Annotated in this window: 15 protein-coding genes; 7 read left to right on the top strand and 8 right to left on the bottom strand. The window is 71.3% G+C overall.

From position 1 onward, the window contains the following. Positions 1-13: 13 nt before the first annotated feature. Complete coding sequence (locus tag ACQXVK_RS02915; protein WP_031263017.1) at positions 14-1,024, top strand: iron-siderophore ABC transporter substrate-binding protein; 1,011 nt, start codon at positions 14-16, stop codon at positions 1,022-1,024. A 110-nt stretch (positions 1,025-1,134) separates the two neighbouring features. Here ACQXVK_RS02915 and ACQXVK_RS02910 read toward each other — a convergent pair whose 3' ends face one another. Further along, a complete protein-coding gene (locus ACQXVK_RS02910) occupies positions 1,135-1,539 on the bottom strand; it encodes a DUF1304 domain-containing protein (protein WP_187290535.1) in 405 nt (134 codons plus the stop codon). Positions 1,540-1,651: 112 nt separating this feature from the next. On the opposite strand from ACQXVK_RS02910, the gene ACQXVK_RS02905 reads away from it, so the two are divergent. Further along, the gene (locus tag ACQXVK_RS02905; protein WP_022908001.1) at positions 1,652-1,975 is read left to right on the top strand and encodes a chorismate mutase; all 324 of its coding nucleotides are present in this window, start codon (positions 1,652-1,654) and stop codon (positions 1,973-1,975) included. Further along, entirely contained in the window at positions 1,972-3,090 is a 1,119-nt protein-coding gene (locus tag ACQXVK_RS02900; protein WP_430852614.1) for a lactonase family protein, read from the top strand. The genes ACQXVK_RS02905 and ACQXVK_RS02900 overlap by 4 nt, the downstream gene beginning before the upstream one ends. Before the next feature lie 91 nt (positions 3,091-3,181). On the opposite strand, the gene ACQXVK_RS02895 is transcribed toward ACQXVK_RS02900, so the two are convergent. From ACQXVK_RS02895 to purS, 4 genes are read right to left on the bottom strand one after another with little or no spacing between them, the layout of a single operon-like run. Beyond that, positions 3,182-4,102, bottom strand: coding sequence for a 2-hydroxyacid dehydrogenase (locus ACQXVK_RS02895; RefSeq protein WP_430852613.1), 921 nt, complete (start codon positions 4,100-4,102; stop codon positions 3,182-3,184). 40 nt (positions 4,103-4,142) lie between these two features. Further along, positions 4,143-6,524 carry a phosphoribosylformylglycinamidine synthase subunit PurL gene (purL, locus tag ACQXVK_RS02890; protein ID WP_430852612.1) on the bottom strand — a complete coding sequence of 794 codons (2,382 nt, stop codon included), beginning with the start codon at positions 6,522-6,524 and terminating at the stop codon, positions 4,143-4,145. Positions 6,525-6,571: 47 nt separating this feature from the next. Further along, positions 6,572-7,267: a phosphoribosylformylglycinamidine synthase subunit PurQ gene (purQ, locus tag ACQXVK_RS02885; RefSeq protein WP_031263015.1), complete on the bottom strand. Its 696-nt coding sequence runs from the start codon at positions 7,265-7,267 to the stop codon at positions 6,572-6,574. 5 nt (positions 7,268-7,272) lie between these two features. Beyond that, a complete protein-coding gene (gene purS / locus ACQXVK_RS02880; protein WP_022907996.1) occupies positions 7,273-7,524 on the bottom strand; it encodes a phosphoribosylformylglycinamidine synthase subunit PurS in 252 nt (83 codons plus the stop codon). Positions 7,525-7,667: 143 nt separating this feature from the next. On the opposite strand from purS, the gene ACQXVK_RS02875 reads away from it, so the two are divergent. Continuing rightward, the gene (locus tag ACQXVK_RS02875; protein WP_402265127.1) at positions 7,668-8,282 is read left to right on the top strand and encodes a PadR family transcriptional regulator; all 615 of its coding nucleotides are present in this window, start codon (positions 7,668-7,670) and stop codon (positions 8,280-8,282) included. Then, positions 8,279-9,928 (top strand): DHA2 family efflux MFS transporter permease subunit, encoded by a 1,650-nt coding sequence (locus ACQXVK_RS02870; RefSeq protein WP_430852610.1) that lies wholly within the window; start codon positions 8,279-8,281, stop codon positions 9,926-9,928. Before ACQXVK_RS02875 ends, ACQXVK_RS02870 begins: the two co-directional genes overlap by 4 nt. A gap of 368 nt (positions 9,929-10,296) precedes the next feature. On the opposite strand, the gene ACQXVK_RS02865 is transcribed toward ACQXVK_RS02870, so the two are convergent. Both ACQXVK_RS02865 and ACQXVK_RS02860 read right to left on the bottom strand, forming a co-directional pair. After that, entirely contained in the window at positions 10,297-11,106 is an 810-nt protein-coding gene (locus ACQXVK_RS02865; protein WP_430852609.1) for a cytochrome c oxidase assembly protein, read from the bottom strand. Between the two features lie 151 nt (positions 11,107-11,257). Further along, positions 11,258-12,565, bottom strand: coding sequence for an acyltransferase family protein (locus ACQXVK_RS02860; RefSeq protein WP_430852608.1), 1,308 nt, complete (start codon positions 12,563-12,565; stop codon positions 11,258-11,260). Positions 12,566-12,745: 180 nt separating this feature from the next. Here ACQXVK_RS02860 and ACQXVK_RS02855 point away from each other — a divergent pair, with 180 nt between their 5' ends. Beyond that, complete coding sequence (locus ACQXVK_RS02855) at positions 12,746-13,189, top strand: Fur family transcriptional regulator (RefSeq protein WP_022906722.1); 444 nt, start codon at positions 12,746-12,748, stop codon at positions 13,187-13,189. A 144-nt stretch (positions 13,190-13,333) separates the two neighbouring features. After that, positions 13,334-14,860 (top strand): catalase, encoded by a 1,527-nt coding sequence (locus ACQXVK_RS02850; RefSeq protein WP_416395224.1) that lies wholly within the window; start codon positions 13,334-13,336, stop codon positions 14,858-14,860. A 195-nt stretch (positions 14,861-15,055) separates the two neighbouring features. On the opposite strand, the gene ACQXVK_RS02845 is transcribed toward ACQXVK_RS02850, so the two are convergent. Next, entirely contained in the window at positions 15,056-15,622 is a 567-nt protein-coding gene (locus ACQXVK_RS02845; RefSeq protein WP_416395222.1) for a GNAT family N-acetyltransferase, read from the bottom strand. Positions 15,623-15,659: the final 37 nt, after the last annotated feature.

Genomic DNA, 15,659 nt, shown 5'->3' with positions numbered 1-15,659 from the left:
TAGCCTTACCTACGTGATCCGTTCCTCCTCCCGACTCCGCCGCGTGCTCGCTGCCGCGGGCGCCGTCGTCGCCGCCTCCCTCGTCCTCGCCGGCTGCGCCTCCGGTTCCGGCTCCTCGTCCGACGACGCATCGTCGTCGACGACGGCGGACGGCCAGTTCCCGGTGTCCATCACCACCGCGCTCGGCACCACGACGATCGACTCCCAGCCGAAGCGCGTCGTCGCCCTCGGCTGGGGCGACGCCGAGACCGCACTCGAACTCGGCGTGCAGCCGGTCGGGGCGAGTGACTGGCTCGCGTTCGGTGGCGACGGCGTCGGACCGTGGCTCAAGGGTGCGTACACGAAGTCGCCGAAGATCATCCAGACGCTCGAGCCGAGCTACGAGGACATCCTCAAGCTCAAGCCGGACGTGATCCTCGACGTGAAGTCCTCGGGCGACAAGGACCGGTACGCGAAGCTGTCCGCGATCGCGCCGACCGTGGCGATCCCGAAGGGCGGCGAGAACTACCTCGCGTCGACCGAGCAGCAGACCACGATGATCGCGAAGGCGCTCGGCAAGGAGACCGAGGGCAAGAAGCTCCTCGCCGGTCTCGACGACGCCTACGCCGCCGCCCGCAAGGCGCACCCGGACTTCGAGGGCAAGTCGGCGGTCGTCGGCGCCTACACGTCCGAGGGCTTCGGGGCCTACGCCTCGACCGACAGCCGCTCGACGTTCATGCGGAACCTCGGCTTCACGATCCCGAAGGCGATCGACGAGCAGGCCGGCACGGCGTTCTCGGTGCACCTGTCGGACGAGAACCTCGACCTGCTGAACGCCGACCTGACGCTCATCCTGCCGATCTACGTCGATGCGTCGAAGGCCGAGAGCGACCCGCTGTTCCAGAAGGTGCCGTCGGTCGAGGCCGGGCACGCGATCGTCTTCGACGACCCCGACGTGTCCTCGGCGTTCTCGATGGGCACCACCGCGGCGATCGAGTGGGCGCTGCAGAAGCTGCCGGACGAGTTCCAGGCGAAGCTCGGCTGACGCCGACACTGCAGACGGGAGGCGCGGTGCCAGCTGGCACCGCGCCTCCCGTCGTCGTGTGGTCGCGTCGCGAGTCGGCGTCGGCGTCCGGCCGCCCGGACGCTGCCGCCTCAGGCGCCGAACGTCGAGCCGAGGAAGGCGAAGAGCAGGGCGATCAGCGGGAACGACCCCTGCGAGAACGCGGAGTTGAGGTACTTGCGGCCCGTCCCGAGCAGGACCACCGCGGCACCGAGCATCGACGCCGTCGAGAACACCACGAGCGTCCACCCCGTGGCACCGTTGCCGGTGACCGCGAGCACGACACCGAGGATCGCGCCGATCGCGAGGAACAGGTTGTAGAAGCCCTGGTTGAACGCCATCGCGCGCGTCGCCTGGACCTCGGTCTCCGACGACAGCCCGAAGATCCGGCGCACCCGGGGACTCGTCCAGGCGACGGACTCGAGGAAGAAGATGTACACGTGCACGAGGCCCGCGAGGACCGCAAACACGCTCGAGATCACGAGCAGGACCGACATGGACTCCATTCTCGCAGTTCCGAAGCCGTGCTCAGGTCTTCCTCAGGTTGCGGTCGTCGGACGCCCACGTAACCGGGCCGTTCCGCGCGGCCGTGGCCGTTAGGCTCGTGACATGAGCGACGACGTCACCACGCCCCAGTACGACCCGGCGGCCGTCGCCGAACTAGCCAGCATCCGCCAGAGCATCGACAACATCGACGCCGCGGTGATCCACATGCTCGCCGAGCGGTTCAAGTACACCCAGCGCGTGGGGTACCTCAAGGCCGCCGCGGGCATGCCGGCGGCCGACCCCGGGCGCGAGCAGATCCAGGTGTCACGGCTGCGCTCCCTCGCCGCCGAATCGCACCTCGACCCGGCCTTCGCGGAGAAGTTCCTGAACTTCATCGTGGCCGAGGTCATCCACCACCACGAGCAGATCGCCGGCGGCGACGAGTGAGCGCCACGCTCCCGACCCTGCTCGTCGGCTCGTACACGGCCACGGGCGGCGGGAACGCGACGGGCATCTCGGTCGTGTCGGCCGGGCCGGTCGGGGGCGCTGACGGCGACGCCCCGACCGCTCGGACCGTCGCGGTGATCGACGACCCCTCGTTCCTCGCCGTCTCGGGAGACCGCGTCTACGCCGTGTCCGAGACGGCCGACGGCGGTGTCTCGGCCTTCCGCCGGGACGGCGCCTCGCTCGAGCACCTCTGGGACGCGCCAGCCGGCGGGGACGCCCCGTGCCACGTCCGGGTCGATCCGTCCGGCACGCTCGTCGTCACGAACTACGTCTCGGGGACGGTCACGGCGGTCGCACTCGCGGCGGCCGAGTCGCACGCGGCGTCGGTGCTCGGCAGCGACGGCATGCTCGGCACCCACGCCGGCGACGACGTCGTCGTGCCGCACGGCAGCGACGACCGGGTGACGGCGCCGGTCTCCGCCCTCGTCACCGCGATCCTGCCGGACACCACCGGCCCGATCGAGGACCGGCAGGAGGGTCCGCACGCCCACCAGTCGGTCGCGACGCCCGACGGCACCGTCCTCGTGGCGGACCTCGGCGGCGATGCGCTGCACGAGTTCCGGATCACCGACGCGCCGAGCATCGAGCAGGTCCGCGTCCACCACGTCACCCCCGGCGTCGGGCCACGGCACCTCGCCTGGTACGACGGCGACCTCCTCGTCGCCGGCGAACTCGACGGCCGGGTCCACCGCCTGCGTCGCGACGGGTCGGGGTCGTTCGTGTCGTTGGCCTCTGCGGCGACCTTCACCGGAGAGGTCGGCGAGTCGCTCCTCAGCCACATCGAGGTCGACGACGCCGGGCGCGTGTACGTCGCGGTGCGCGGGCGTGACCTGGTCGTCGTGCTCGACGCGTCCGACGGCGGGCTGACCGTCGTCGGCTCGGCGTCCTCGGGCGGGGTGTGGCCCCGGCACTTCGCGCGGGTGCCCGGGTTCCTCCTCGTGGCGAACCAGATGTCCGACGCGATCGCGGTCCTGCCGCTCGGTGCGGACGGCGTCCCGGGGGAGGCCGTCGCACAGATCGCGGTCGGCACGCCGACCTGCATCGTGCCGGTCTGACGACCACGCTGGGCCGGCTCGCCACGAGCCGGCACCGGCCGGGCCGGCTCGCCACGGGTCGGCTCGCCACGGGCCGGTACCGGCCGGTGTGTCAGGCGTCGATGACGTTCTCGAACGGGCGGCCCTCGGCCAGCGCGGCCACCTGCCGACGCATCAGCTCGATCGAGCGCGGCACGCTGAGGTCCGTGTTGCCGCCGACGTGCGGCGTGAGCACCGTGTTCGGCGTGGTCCAGAGCGCGTGCCCCTCTGGCAGGGGCTCGGGATCGGTGACGTCGAGGGCTGCCGACAGGCGTCCGGAGCGCAGCTCGGCGACCAGTGCGTCGGTGTCGACGACCTTGCCGCGCGCGACGTTCACCACGAGGGCGCCGTCGGGCAGCGCGGCGAGCAGGTCGGCGTCCACCAGCCGTTCGGTCTCGTCCGTCAGCGGGGCGATGAGCACGAGGACGTCGGTCGTCGCCGCGAGCGACGGGAGCTCGTCGAATGCGTGCACCTGCCGACCGTCCTGCTCGCGTGCCGTGCGCGCGACCACCGTGACCTCGGTGCGGAACGCGTCGAAGCGGGTCGCGATGGCGGACCCGATGGCGCCGTAGCCGACCACGGTGACGCGCCGGTCCGCCAGGGACCGGGTGGTCCGGGCGTCCCAGACGCCGTTCGCACGGTCGGCCTGGAACGCCCCGAGCTCGCGCAGCGACGTCAGGGCGAGGCCCACCGCGAGTTCGGCGGTCTCGTCGTCGTGGATCCCGCGGCCGTTCGCGAGCTGTGCGTGCCCGGGGACGTGCGGGATCGCGTGCTCGTACCCGGCGCTCGGCAGCTGCAGGAGCCGCAGGTTCGGCAGGTCGTGCACGTACGGCCACCGGTGCCGCCCACCGAAGTAGAACGGCAGGAACGCGATGGCGACGTCGTCGGGGCGCCCGTACGGTGCCTCGACGTCCCACACGTCGAGCTCGATGCCCTCCGGCACGGGGCCGAAGCGATCGACGAGTTCACGGAACGGCAGGGTGACGACGGGCATCAGGCGACGCCCGTCGTCGTGGCGCTCCGGTCCGACCCGTTCAGGAGTCGGTCCGCGGCGAGAACGAGCCGTGGTCGTCGAGCGGACCCCGACCGACGTAGCCCTCGGTCACGTCCTCGACGATGACGTCGCCGAACCGGCTCGGCAGCGTCGCACCGTGCGTCCCGCGCAGCTCGTCGAGCGTCGCCTCGAACGCGCCCTGGACCTCGAGCGACCCGCTCGTGGCGTCGGTGACGCCGATGCGGAGCACCGGGAAGCCCCGGCCGTCGCAGAGGCCCTGGAACCGGACGTCGTCCTCGCGCCGGACCGTCACGATGACGCGACCGGTCGACTCGGAGAACAGGGCGGTCGCCGTGTCGACGCCGTCGCGCTCCTCGACCTCGTCGAGAACCACGCGCGCGCCCAGGCCGAAGCGGAGCACGGACTCGGCGAGCGACTGGCCGAGGCCGCCGTCCGCCAGGTCGTGGGCGCTCGTCAGCAGCTGCTCGTTCGCGGCGGCGTGCAGGAGGTCGGCGAGGGCCTTCTCCTGCGCGAGGTCGACCGCCGGCGGACGACCACCGAGGTGGCCGTGCACGGTTCCGGCCCACGCCGAGCCGTCGAGCTCGAGGCTCGTGGTGCCGAGCAGGTAGATGTTGTGGCCGTCGTCCTGCCAGCCGGAGGGCACGCGCAGCGCGACGTCCTCGATCACGCCGAGGACACCGACGACCGGGGTCGGGTGGATCGGCGTGGTGCCGGTCTGGTTGTAGAACGACACGTTGCCGCCCGTGACCGGGATGCCGAGCTCCATGCAGCCGTCTGCGAGGCCCTCGACGGCCTCGGAGAACTGCCACATGACCTCGGGGTTCTCGGGGGAGCCGAAGTTCAGGCAGTCGGTCACGGCGGCGGGGACGGCACCGGTGACGGCGACGTTCCGGTACGCCTCGGCCAGGGCCAGGCGGGCGCCCTGCTTCGGGTCGAGCTGGCAGTAGCGACCGTTCGCGTCGGTGGCGATCGTGACGCCGAGTCCGGTCTCCTCGTCGACGCGGATCATTCCGCCGTCGTCTGGGAAGGAGAGCGCCGTGTTGCCGAGCACGTAGGTGTCGTACTGGTTCGTCACCCAGTTCTTCGACGCGAGGTTCGGCGAACCGAGCAGCTGCAGGAACTGTGCCTTGAGCGCGGGGCCGTCTGCCGGGCGGTCGAGGGACGCGGCCGAGTCGGCCTGCAGCGCGTCGAGCCAGGTCGGGTACGCGACCGGGCGGTCGTAGACCGGGCCGTCGACGGCGACCGTGCGCGGGTCGACGTTCACGATCTCCTGGCCCTGCCAGTCGATGACGAGCCGGCCGGTGCCGGTGACCTCGCCGAGGACGCTGGTCTCGACCTCCCACTTGCCGACGACGCGCAGGAACTCGTCGAGCTTCTCGGGGCGGACGACCGCCATCATGCGCTCCTGGCTCTCCGACATGAGGATCTCCTCGGCGGTGAGCGTGGGGTCGCGCAGCAGGACGTCGTCGAGCGAGATGTGCATGCCGCCGTCGCCGTTCGACGCGAGCTCGCTCGTCGCGCACGAGATGCCGGCCGCACCGAGGTCCTGGATGCCCTCGACGAGCTCCTGCTGGAAGAGCTCGAGGCAGCACTCGATGAGGACCTTCTCGGCGAACGGGTCGCCGACCTGGACCGCGGGGCGCTTGGTCGGGCCGCCCTCGGTGAAGGTGTCGGACGCCAGGATCGACGCGCCGCCGATGCCGTCGCCACCGGTGCGGGCACCGAAGAGCACGACCTTGTTGCCGGCGCCCGAGGCGTTCGCGAGGTGCAGGTCCTCGTGGCGGAGGACACCGACCGCGAGGGCGTTCACCAGCGGGTTGCCCTGGTACACCGGGTCGAAGTAGGTCTCGCCACCGATGTTCGGCAGGCCGAGGCAGTTGCCGTAGAACGAGATGCCGCCGACGACGCCGTGCACGACGCGCTGCGTGTCCTCGTGGTCGATCGCACCGAAGCGGAGCTGGTCCATCACGGCGACCGGACGGGCACCCATCGAGATGATGTCGCGGACGATGCCGCCGACACCGGTCGCGGCGCCCTGGTACGGCTCGACGTAGGACGGGTGGTTGTGCGACTCGACCTTGAAGGTGACCGCCCAGCCGTTGCCGACGTCGATGACACCGGCGTTCTCGCCCATGCCGACCATGAGGTTCTTCGTCATCTCCGGCGTGACCTTCTTGCCGAACTGACGCAGGTAGTTCTTCGAGGACTTGTACGAGCAGTGCTCGGACCACATCACGGAGTACATCGCCAGCTCGCCCGAGGTGGGGCGGCGGCCGAGGATCTCGCGGATCTTCGCGTACTCGTCCGCCTTCAGCCCGAGCGCCTCGTACGGCTGCTCCTTGTCGGGGGTGGCTGCGGCGTCCTGGACGGTGTCGGGCTTCGGGCGAACGGAGGTCGTCACGGTGTTGTCGTTCCCTGTCACTGGAGTCGTGGTCGTCGGAGTCGTCGTCACTTGACGAGCGTCGACTCGATCACGGAGGTGAAGAAGGTGAGGCCGTCCGTCCCGGAGGCCATCGCCGCGGGGGTGTCCGGGCCGAACCCGGGCTCCGTCGCGTGCTCGGGGTGCGGCATCAGACCGACGACGTTGCCACGCTCGTTCGAGACGCCGGCGATGTCGTCGATCGACCCGTTCGGGTTCACGCCGACGTAGCGGAACACGACCTGGCCGTTGTCCTCGATGCGCTTGATCTCGTCGGCGTCCGCGACGAAGCGGCCGTCGGCGTTCTTCAGCGGGATGGTGATCTCCTGCTGCGCGGTGAAGCCGCTCGTCCACGCCGTCGCGGTCGTCTCGACGCGGAGCTTCTGGTCGCGCCGGATGAACTGCTGGTGGGCGTTGCGGGTGTGCGCACCGGGCACGAGCCGCGCCTCGGCGAGCATCTGGAAGCCGTTGCAGATGCCGAGCACGGGCATGCCCTTGCCGGCGGCGTCGATGACCTCGGCCATGATCGGGGCCTTCGCCGCGATGGCGCCGGCGCGCAGGTAGTCGCCGTAGGAGAACCCGCCGGGGAGCACGATCGCGTCGACGCCCTGCAGGTCGTGGTCGCCGTGCCAGAGGGCGACGGGGTCCGCGCCCGCGAGACGGACGGCGCGCTGGGCGTCGCGGTCGTCGAGCGAGCCCGGGAACGTGATGACGCCGATCCGCATCGAGGTCACGCGTCCTCGACCGTGACCGACACGACGTCTTCGATGACGGCGTTGGAGAAGACGTCGGCGGCGATCTCGCGGACCTCGGCGAGCTTCTGGTCGTCGACCGGGCCGTCGACGGCCACCTCGAAGCGCTTGCCGATGCGGACGTTGGTCAGGTCAGCCTTGCCGAGACGGGCGAGCGCGTTGCCCACCGCCTTGCCCTGGGGGTCGAGGATCTCGGCCTTGGGCATGACCTCGACGACGATCGTTGGCACGTGTTCACTCCAGCACTTCGGGGATGGGTGGGACGAGAACAGTCTAAGCGGCGGGCGCGCCGCGCCCGACCGCTTGTGGAGAAGTCGTCGAAGGCGTACATTCCATTTGGAATAATCGGTACGGACCAACCCAGGAGGCACGGATGGCGTCGCTCACGCCCCTCGCGTTCGCCGCGCTCGGGCTCCTCGCCGAGGCGCCCATGCACCCCTACGAGATGTTCCAGACGATGCTGCAGCGCCGCGAGGACCAGAACGTCAAGGTCCGACCCGGCACGCTCTACCACCAGATCGGTCGTCTGGTGGACCTCGGGTACGCCGAGGCGCTCGGCACCGCGCGTGCGGGCAACCGACCCGAACGCACCACCTACGCGATCACCGACCACGGGCGTGCCGCGCTCGAGGACGGCCTCCGCCGGATGATCGCCGAGCCCGCCGACGAGTACCCCGAGTTCCAGCTCGCCCTCTCGCACGTCGACAACCTGAGCGCACCCGACGCGGCGACCGCCCTGCGGGCCCGTGCCGGGGCGCTCCGCGCGGAACGCGAGCAGTACGACGAAGCCGCCACGGGCCTCCAGGCCAAGCGTCTCGCGAGCCGCTTCTGGCTCGACGTGTCGTACGTGCGTGCCATGCTCACCGCGCAGATCGAGTGGCTCGACGCCGCGGCCGACCGGATCGCGAGCGGCGACATCCCCTGGGACGGCCCCGCCGTCCCCACCGACGAAGACACCACCACGAACAGCAAGGAACCCACTCGATGACCTCCGTCTCGACCACCACCGAGAAGAAGCCGTGGCCGGCCCTCTGGGCCCTCGTCGTCGGCTTCTTCATGATCCTCGTCGACTCGACGATCGTGTCCGTCGCGACGCCGACCATCGCCGCGAAGCTCGACGCGAGCATCAACTCCGTCATCTGGGTGACGAGCGCCTACCTGCTCGCCTACGCCGTGCCGCTGCTCATCACCGGCCGGCTCGGTGACCGCTTCGGCCCGAAGGTCATGTACCAGACGGGCCTCGTGGTCTTCACGCTCGCGAGCCTCTGGTGCGGTCTCGCCGGGTCGATCGAGCTGCTCATCGTGGCGCGCGTCGTGCAGGGGCTCGGCGCGGCGATGATGACGCCGCAGACGATGGCAGTGATCACCCGCATCTTCCCGCCGCAGAACCGCGGTGCCGCGATGGGCCTCTGGGGTGCCGTCGCCGGTGTCGCCTCGCTCGTCGGCCCGATCGTCGGCGGCCTGCTCGTCGACGGCTTCGGCTGGGAGTGGATCTTCTTCGTCAACGTCCCCGTCGGTGTGGTCGCGTTCGTGCTCGCGCAGCGGTTCGTCCCCACGTTCGACCGGCACGGACACCGCTTCGACACCCTGGGCATCGTGCTGAGCGCCGTCGGCATGTTCCTGCTCGTGTTCGGCATCCAGGAAGGCGAGACGTACGACTGGGGCACCATCACCGGGCCCATCTCGGTCTGGTCGCTCATCATCGCCGGCATCGTCGTGCTCGTCGCCTTCGTGGTCTGGCAGGGTGTGCAGAAGGGCGAGCCGCTCCTGCCGCTCGGTCTCTTCAAGGACCGCAACTTCACGCTCGCGAACATCGCCATCACCGCCGTCGGCGTCGCGATCTCGTCGTTCGCCCTGCCGATCATGCTCTGGGCGCAGGACGTGCTCGCCTTCAGCCCGACCGAGGCGGCGCTGCTCCTCGTGCCGCAGGCCGTGCTCTCGGCCGGCCTCGCGCCGCTCGTCGGCAAGAACCTCAACCGGTGGAGCCTCCGCTGGGTCGCGGCGTTCGGTCTCGCGTGCTTCTCGGGTGCGCTGTTCTGGTTCGGCTCGCTCCTGGCCTCCGGCGCCGACTGGGGCTGGGTGCTCCTGCCGTCGACGCTCCTCGGGCTCGCGAACGCCTGCATGTGGGGACCGCTCTCGGTCTCGGCGACGCGGAACCTCCCGCCGAAGCTCGCCGGTGCCGGCTCCGGTGTCTACAACACGACGCGGCAGATCGGTGCGGTCCTCGGCTCGGCCGGCATCGCGGCCCTGATCGAGGCGCGCATCACCGCGAACTTCCCGTCCGGTGCGGGTGGGTCGTCCGGTGGGGCCGAGCAGCAGGTCGGGACGCTCCCGGGCTTCCTGCAGCAGCCGTTCGCGACCGCCATGGGGCAGTCGCTCGTCCTGCCGGCCGTGGTCCTCGTGGTCGCGATCGTCGCCGCGCTGTTCCTCGCGAAGCCGAAGCAGACGGTGGCGTGGCAGCGGAGCGGTGCGGTGTCCGACGGGTCGCCGGCGTCGTCCACTTCGACCTCGACCGCGGGTGACGAAGCGGGTGCCGAGCAGCGCCACGGTGTGCACGCCGCCGCCCCTGCTCCGGAGACCGCCGAGGCCGAGCTCGCCGCGACCGACCACCACGGGCGGCACGCGGACGCCTAGTCCGGGTCCTGCAGGAGCCCCGCGTCGCACCGTGCGGCGCGGGGCTCCTGTGCGCGTGCGGGGCGGTGCGGCGGTGCGGCAGTTCGGCGGTGCGGCGGTGCGGGTGTGTGTCGGTGTGGCGGTGCGGGTGCGCGGCGGCGCGGCGGTGCGGGTGCGACATCGTCGATGTCGTACGACAGCGGTGTTGTCGCTCGTGCGCGAACGCAATCGTTGCGACCGCCCGCAAGCGACAAGTTCGACGTCGTACGACATCGACCTCGTCGTTCGGCGTCGGCGGCCGGCGGTGCGCGGTCGACGTCGGCGGCCGCCGGTCCGCGGTCGACGCCGGCGGTCGACGTCGGCGTCGGCGGTCCGCGGTCGAGCCCCGGTCACCCGCGGCGCTGCAGGTGCGCCCGGGTGAGCTCGGTCATCTCCTCGTCGGTGAGCGCGTCGACGGAGCGAGCCTCGCGGCGGTCCGACCGCTGCCACCGGATGAAGAGCGAGATGAGCACGGGGACGTCCGCGACCTCGGCGATGAACCACAGCAGGTCCCCGGCGAGGTGCTGGTCGCGCAGGGGCGACGGGAACCAGGGCTGTCCGACCGCCTGCGTGACCGAGCCGTCGAGCACGTGGTTCGTGATCCGGAGCACGATGCCCGGGATCGCGTCCGCCATCAGCTCGACGAAGGCGAGCAGGAACTCCACCGTGACGAAGGTCGACGAGCGCAGGATCCCCGGCTCGGACAACGGGGTCAGCAGTGCGAACCCGAGCACCGGCACGAACACCGTGATGGCGGTCGCCCACACCGGGGACTCGCGGATGGTCGCCGAGAACGGGGTGAGCAGCACGCAGAACAGCGCGAGGGCGACCAGGGGCGACACGATGGCGTTGCCGAGGAACCGCGCCGGACGCGATGCGAGCGCTGCCGAGGCGGCGCGCGCGAGGCGAGCCGGGCCTCCCGAGCGGAGCAACGAGACGGGCGCGGCGAACGCGGCGAAGGTGGGGACCGCGAAGAAGAGCAGGGCCAGCCGCAGCACGAACGCCCACCGGAGGTCCCGGTCGTGGATGCCCACGATGCCGAACTGCAGGATCCCGAACAGGACCAGCGCGCCGACGAAGGCGAGCGTCCGCCACCACGGCCACCGGGTGCCCCGACGGGCGGCACCCACCACCCACCAGCCGTAGGTGACCGCGGCCACGGCGATGAGGACGGCCGCGAGCGGATCGAGGTGCCACGTGCTCCAGAACTCGGGTGTCGACGGCGTGGGGTGCCTCCTGCGGGTCGTGCTGCCGACGACAATCCTCCGCCCGCCCGGCGCCCCGGACCGTCCCCCGCCGGTGAGAACCGGTTCAGATCCGGACGGCGCTCCGAGCGGGCACGGTCCGGGTCAACAGGTGGACCCCGACCGGGACGGCGAGGGCGCCGAGCACGGCCACCCCGAACGACAGGTGCAGCTGCATCACCACGAAGGCCGGACCGATCGTGCAGAGCGCCGCGACGGCGAGCACCGGCCAGGCCGGGCGATCGGTGCCCGGGACCAGCCGGGGGAGCGGCCGGTCGAAGCGGCGGAGCGCGCGGGCTGTGCCGAGCGCGACCACGAGCAGGACGACGAGGGCCACGCCGCGGGTCGCCCACCAGGACGGCGAGCCCGGCGTCGGGAACGGCACGCCGACGAGCAGGGCGACGCCGTTCAGTGCGATGAACAGCGGCAGGTGCCAGAGGTAGATCGTCATCCCGTCCCGGCCGAGCAGGAACACCGTGGCCTGTGCGGCCCGGGTGCGCATGAGTCGTGCGAGCGGTGCGTGCACGACCTGGACGAGGCAGGCCTGGGCGATCGCCAGCACGGCGAGCGGCAGCATCGGCGGGTTGAGGTCCTGCAGCATGTCCGGGGCCCAGAGCCCGATCGACGTCAGGGGCACGAGCACGCCGTACCCGGCCGCGGCGACGGCGACGAGCAGCACGCGGGAGCGCCGGGCGAACCAGCCATCGGCCCAGAGGAACCCGAGCTGCTGCGCGAAGAGCCACACGGGTCCGAGGTTGACCAGACCCACCTCGGCCGTCCCGGTGGCGAAGCGCACGGCGTCGACGGCCGCGGCGAGGGCCAGCAGTGCCACGAGCGTGCGCCACGGAGCGCGCTCGTGCAGGCGCATCATGAACGGCACGCAGCACTGGGTGATCCCGTACGCGGCGAGGAACCAGAGCGGCGAGCCGATGCCGAACGCCACCTCGGCGAGCAGGTCCGCCGGCGTCCCGAGCAGGGTGGCGACGCCGAGGCCGACCGCCAGCACCGCGAAGAGGGGGATCGCGGGCCGGAAGAGCCGCACGAGTCGGGTCGCGACGAAGTCGCGCGCGCCGCCGCCCCGCGCGACCGTGGAGCGCCACCCCACGGCGCTGGCGAACCCGCCGACCACGAAGAACAGCGGCATCACCTGGCCGACCCAGGTCGCGGCGACGTACCAGGGGAGCTCCTGGAGCGGACTCGTCACCACGATGCCGTCCGCCCCCACGGCGACCCCGACCATCGTGACGTGCACGAAGACGACGAGGACGACGCAGGCCGTCCGGATGAGGTCGACGACCAAGTCCCGCTGCGCGATGATCCCCCGGACGTCCTCGGCACGGTTCACCCGCTGCGGCAGGCCCTGTTGCGTGGACATGGCGGGACGCTAGCGCGGGATCGGGCACTCCCAGGGGCGTTGCAGGTGATCGCGACCGGATCGTGACACATCGTATTCCGCTCCGGGAATGCGTCTGGGCGGTGCGGTCGCGCCGGCCGGGTGGGCCGCCTGGTGTACAGTGACGGTGTTGTCTTGATTCCTGCAAAAGAAAGGCCCAGCATGGACGTCGACGCCGATCTGCTCCGCGCCTCCGGCCTGCGGGTCACGACGCCACGGCTCGCGGTCCTCCGGGCGACCGCGACGATGCCGCACGCGACGGCAGACGACATCGTCACCGCGCTCACGGCCGAGTTGCCGACCACCAGTCACCAGGCGGTCTACGGCGTCCTTGCGGCGCTCACCGGCGTCGGGTTGGTGCGGCGGATCGAGCCGGCGGGCAGCCCCGCGCGGTACGAGCGGCGGACCGGTGACAACCACCACCACATCGTCTGCACGATGTGCGGCGCGATCGAGGACGTCGACTGCGCCGTCGGCCACGCGCCCTGCCTCACGCCGTCCGAGACCCACGGCTTCGCCGTCACCACGGCCGAGGTCACCTACTGGGGCATCTGCGAGCAGTGCGCCGCCGCCGAGCGCGACGACACCGGGGCCGTCCCGGCCTGACCGCAGACACCCCGACCCGGGGACGACCGCAGACACCCCGACACGGGGACGATCCGCAGTCGTCCCCGCTCCCGGCACCGAACCGGGACCACGAGCAACCCGAGCACCCCTGACCGAACCAACCGTTCCACCCAAGGAGGAACCGTGTCCGACCAGAACACGACCGGCACCCCGTCCGGCACCCCCACCACCACGACCAACTCCGGCGCCCCCGTCTCGAGCGACGAGCACTCGATGGGCGTCGGGGCCGACGGCCCCCTCGCGCTGCACGACCACTACCTGGTCGAGAAGCTCGCCCAGTTCAACCGCGAGCGTGTGCCGGAGCGCGTCGTCCACGCCAAGGGCGGTGGCGCCTTCGGGACGTTCACCGTCACGCAGGACATCAGCAAGTACACCCGCGCCGCGTTCCTGCAGCCGGGCAAGCAGACCGAGATGCTCGCGCGCTTCTCGTCGGTCGCCGGCGAGCAGGGCTCCCCGGACACCTGGCGCGACCCGCGCGGCTTCGCGCTGAAGTTCTACACCGAAGAGGGCAACTACGACCTCGTCGGCAACAACACCCCCGTCTTCTTCATCCGCGACGGCATCAAGTTCCCGGACTTCATCCGTTCGCAGAAGCGTCTGCCCGGTTCGCACCTGCGCGACCACGACATGCAGTGGGACTTCTGGACCCTGTCGCCCGAGTCCGCGCACCAGGTCACGTGGCTCATGGGCGACCGTGGCCTGCCGGCGAGCTGGCGCGAGATGGACGGCTTCGGGTCGCACACCTACCAGTGGATCAACGCAGCGGGCGAGCGCTTCTGGGTGAAGTACCACTTCATCACCGAGCAGGGCCACAAGACCCTGACGCAGGAGGACGCCGACCGCATCGCCGGCGAGGACGCGGACTTCCACATCCGCGACCTGCACGCGGCGATCGAGCGCGAGGACTTCCCGCGCTGGACCCTCAAGGTGCAGGTCATGCCGTACGAGGACGCCGCGAGCTACCGCTTCAACCCGTTCGACCTGACGAAGGTGTGGCCGAAGGGCGACTACCCGCTCATCGAGGTCGGCACGATGGAGCTCAACCGCAACCCGGAGAACTACTTCGCCGAGATCGAGCAGGCGACCTTCGCGCCCTCGAACTTCGTCCCGGGCATCGCGGCCAGCCCCGACAAGATGCTCCTCGCGCGCATCTTCAGCTACGCGGACGCGCACCGCTACCGTGTCGGCACGAACCACGCGCAGCTGCCGGTGAACGCCCCGAAGAACGAGGTGCACTCCTACTCGAAGGACGGCGCCATGCGCTTCGACTTCCAGAAGGCCGAGGTGCCGGTGTACGCGCCGAACTCCCTCGGTGGTGCGCACGCCGACCCCGCCGCCAGCGACGAGGCTCCCGGTTGGGAGTCCGACGGCGCGCTGCAGCGCTCCGCCGCGACCCTCCACCCCGAGGACGACGACTTCGGGCAGGCCGGCACGCTCGTCCGCGAGGTCCTCGACGACGCCGCCCGCGAGCGTCTGGTCGGCAACATCGCCGGGCACGTCTCGAAGGTGACGCGCGACGACCTGCGCGAGCGCGTGTTCGCGTACTGGACGAACGTCGACGCCGACCTCGGCGCGCGCGTGCGCGCGGCGGTCGCGCCGAGCGCGCCGGGTTCCAACGAGGACCCGGAGAAGGTCGCGGTCGAGGCGTAAGCCCCGCTCCACCACCTGACGGACGGGAGGCACGGTGCCAGCTGGCACCGTGCCTCCCGTCCGTTCGTGGTCCGGTCCTGGACCTCTTGGCCGTTCAGCCAGGTCGGGCCGCCTCGGGGAGGTGCCCAGTCCTCTTCTCGACCTCTTGGCCGTTCAGCCAGGTCGGGCCGCCTCGGGGAGGTGCCCAGTCCTCTTCTAGACCTCCTGGCCGTTCAGCCAGATCGGGCCGGCCGGCCAGTCCTCGAGCGCCGCGGCCACCGGCCGCACCATCCAGCCGCCCTGCTCCGTGTTCGTGATGCCGGCACCCTCGGCGGTGAACGCCGAGAAGGTGCCGACGACCTCGGGGAACTCGTGCCAGCCGAGCTTCGCGTAGAAGGGGATGCGGTTCTCGCCCGCACCGAGGAAGCCGTACGGCACCGCGAGCCCGTCGAGCACGGCGTGCGTGCGCTCCATGAGCTCCCGGCCTCTGCCCGAGCCCTGCAGCCTGGGCGACACGGCGACGAGACCGGTGTCGCCGACGAGCACGTCGCGCCCGCCCACCGTGATGAACATGCGGCGGATCCCGACGTGCGCCAGGACGACGCCGTCCGGGTCGCGGGCGAGGACCCGCCGCTCGGGCTGCATGCCGGACCAGCTGCGGCCGCCCACGTACCAGTGGGACCAGTCCGGGAACGCCTGCGCGAGCAGTGCTGCGATCGCCTCGTGGTCGGGGAGCGACAGCGTGCTCTCCTCGACCACCTCCCACCGGATGTCGTCAGTCATGACCCCATCCTGTCGGAGGTGCCGGGTGGCTGTACCG

The sequence above is a fragment of the Curtobacterium sp. AB451 genome (assembly GCF_050585845.1).
In the GTDB taxonomy this organism is placed as follows: domain Bacteria; phylum Actinomycetota; class Actinomycetes; order Actinomycetales; family Microbacteriaceae; genus Curtobacterium.
The sequence above is the reverse complement of the archived record's forward strand: the minus strand, read 5'-3'. Positions and strand labels throughout refer to the sequence as shown.

Excerpts from the sequence above, each read along its gene's own strand:
- ACQXVK_RS02910 (WP_187290535.1), bottom strand. The coding sequence starts at position 1,539 with ATGTCGGTCCTGCTCGTGATCTCGAGCGTGTTTGCGGTCCTCGCGGGC.
- ACQXVK_RS02905 (WP_022908001.1), top strand. The coding sequence starts at position 1,652 with ATGAGCGACGACGTCACCACGCCCCAGTACGACCCGGCGGCCGTCGCC.
- ACQXVK_RS02895 (WP_430852613.1), bottom strand. The coding sequence starts at position 4,102 with ATGCCCGTCGTCACCCTGCCGTTCCGTGAACTCGTCGATCGCTTCGGC.
- purQ (WP_031263015.1), bottom strand. The coding sequence starts at position 7,267 with ATGCGGATCGGCGTCATCACGTTCCCGGGCTCGCTCGACGACCGCGAC.
- ACQXVK_RS02875 (WP_402265127.1), top strand. The coding sequence starts at position 7,668 with ATGGCGTCGCTCACGCCCCTCGCGTTCGCCGCGCTCGGGCTCCTCGCC.
- ACQXVK_RS02870 (WP_430852610.1), top strand. The coding sequence starts at position 8,279 with ATGACCTCCGTCTCGACCACCACCGAGAAGAAGCCGTGGCCGGCCCTC.
- ACQXVK_RS02860 (WP_430852608.1), bottom strand. The coding sequence starts at position 12,565 with ATGTCCACGCAACAGGGCCTGCCGCAGCGGGTGAACCGTGCCGAGGAC.
- ACQXVK_RS02855 (WP_022906722.1), top strand. The coding sequence starts at position 12,746 with ATGGACGTCGACGCCGATCTGCTCCGCGCCTCCGGCCTGCGGGTCACG.
- ACQXVK_RS02845 (WP_416395222.1), bottom strand. The coding sequence starts at position 15,622 with ATGACTGACGACATCCGGTGGGAGGTGGTCGAGGAGAGCACGCTGTCG.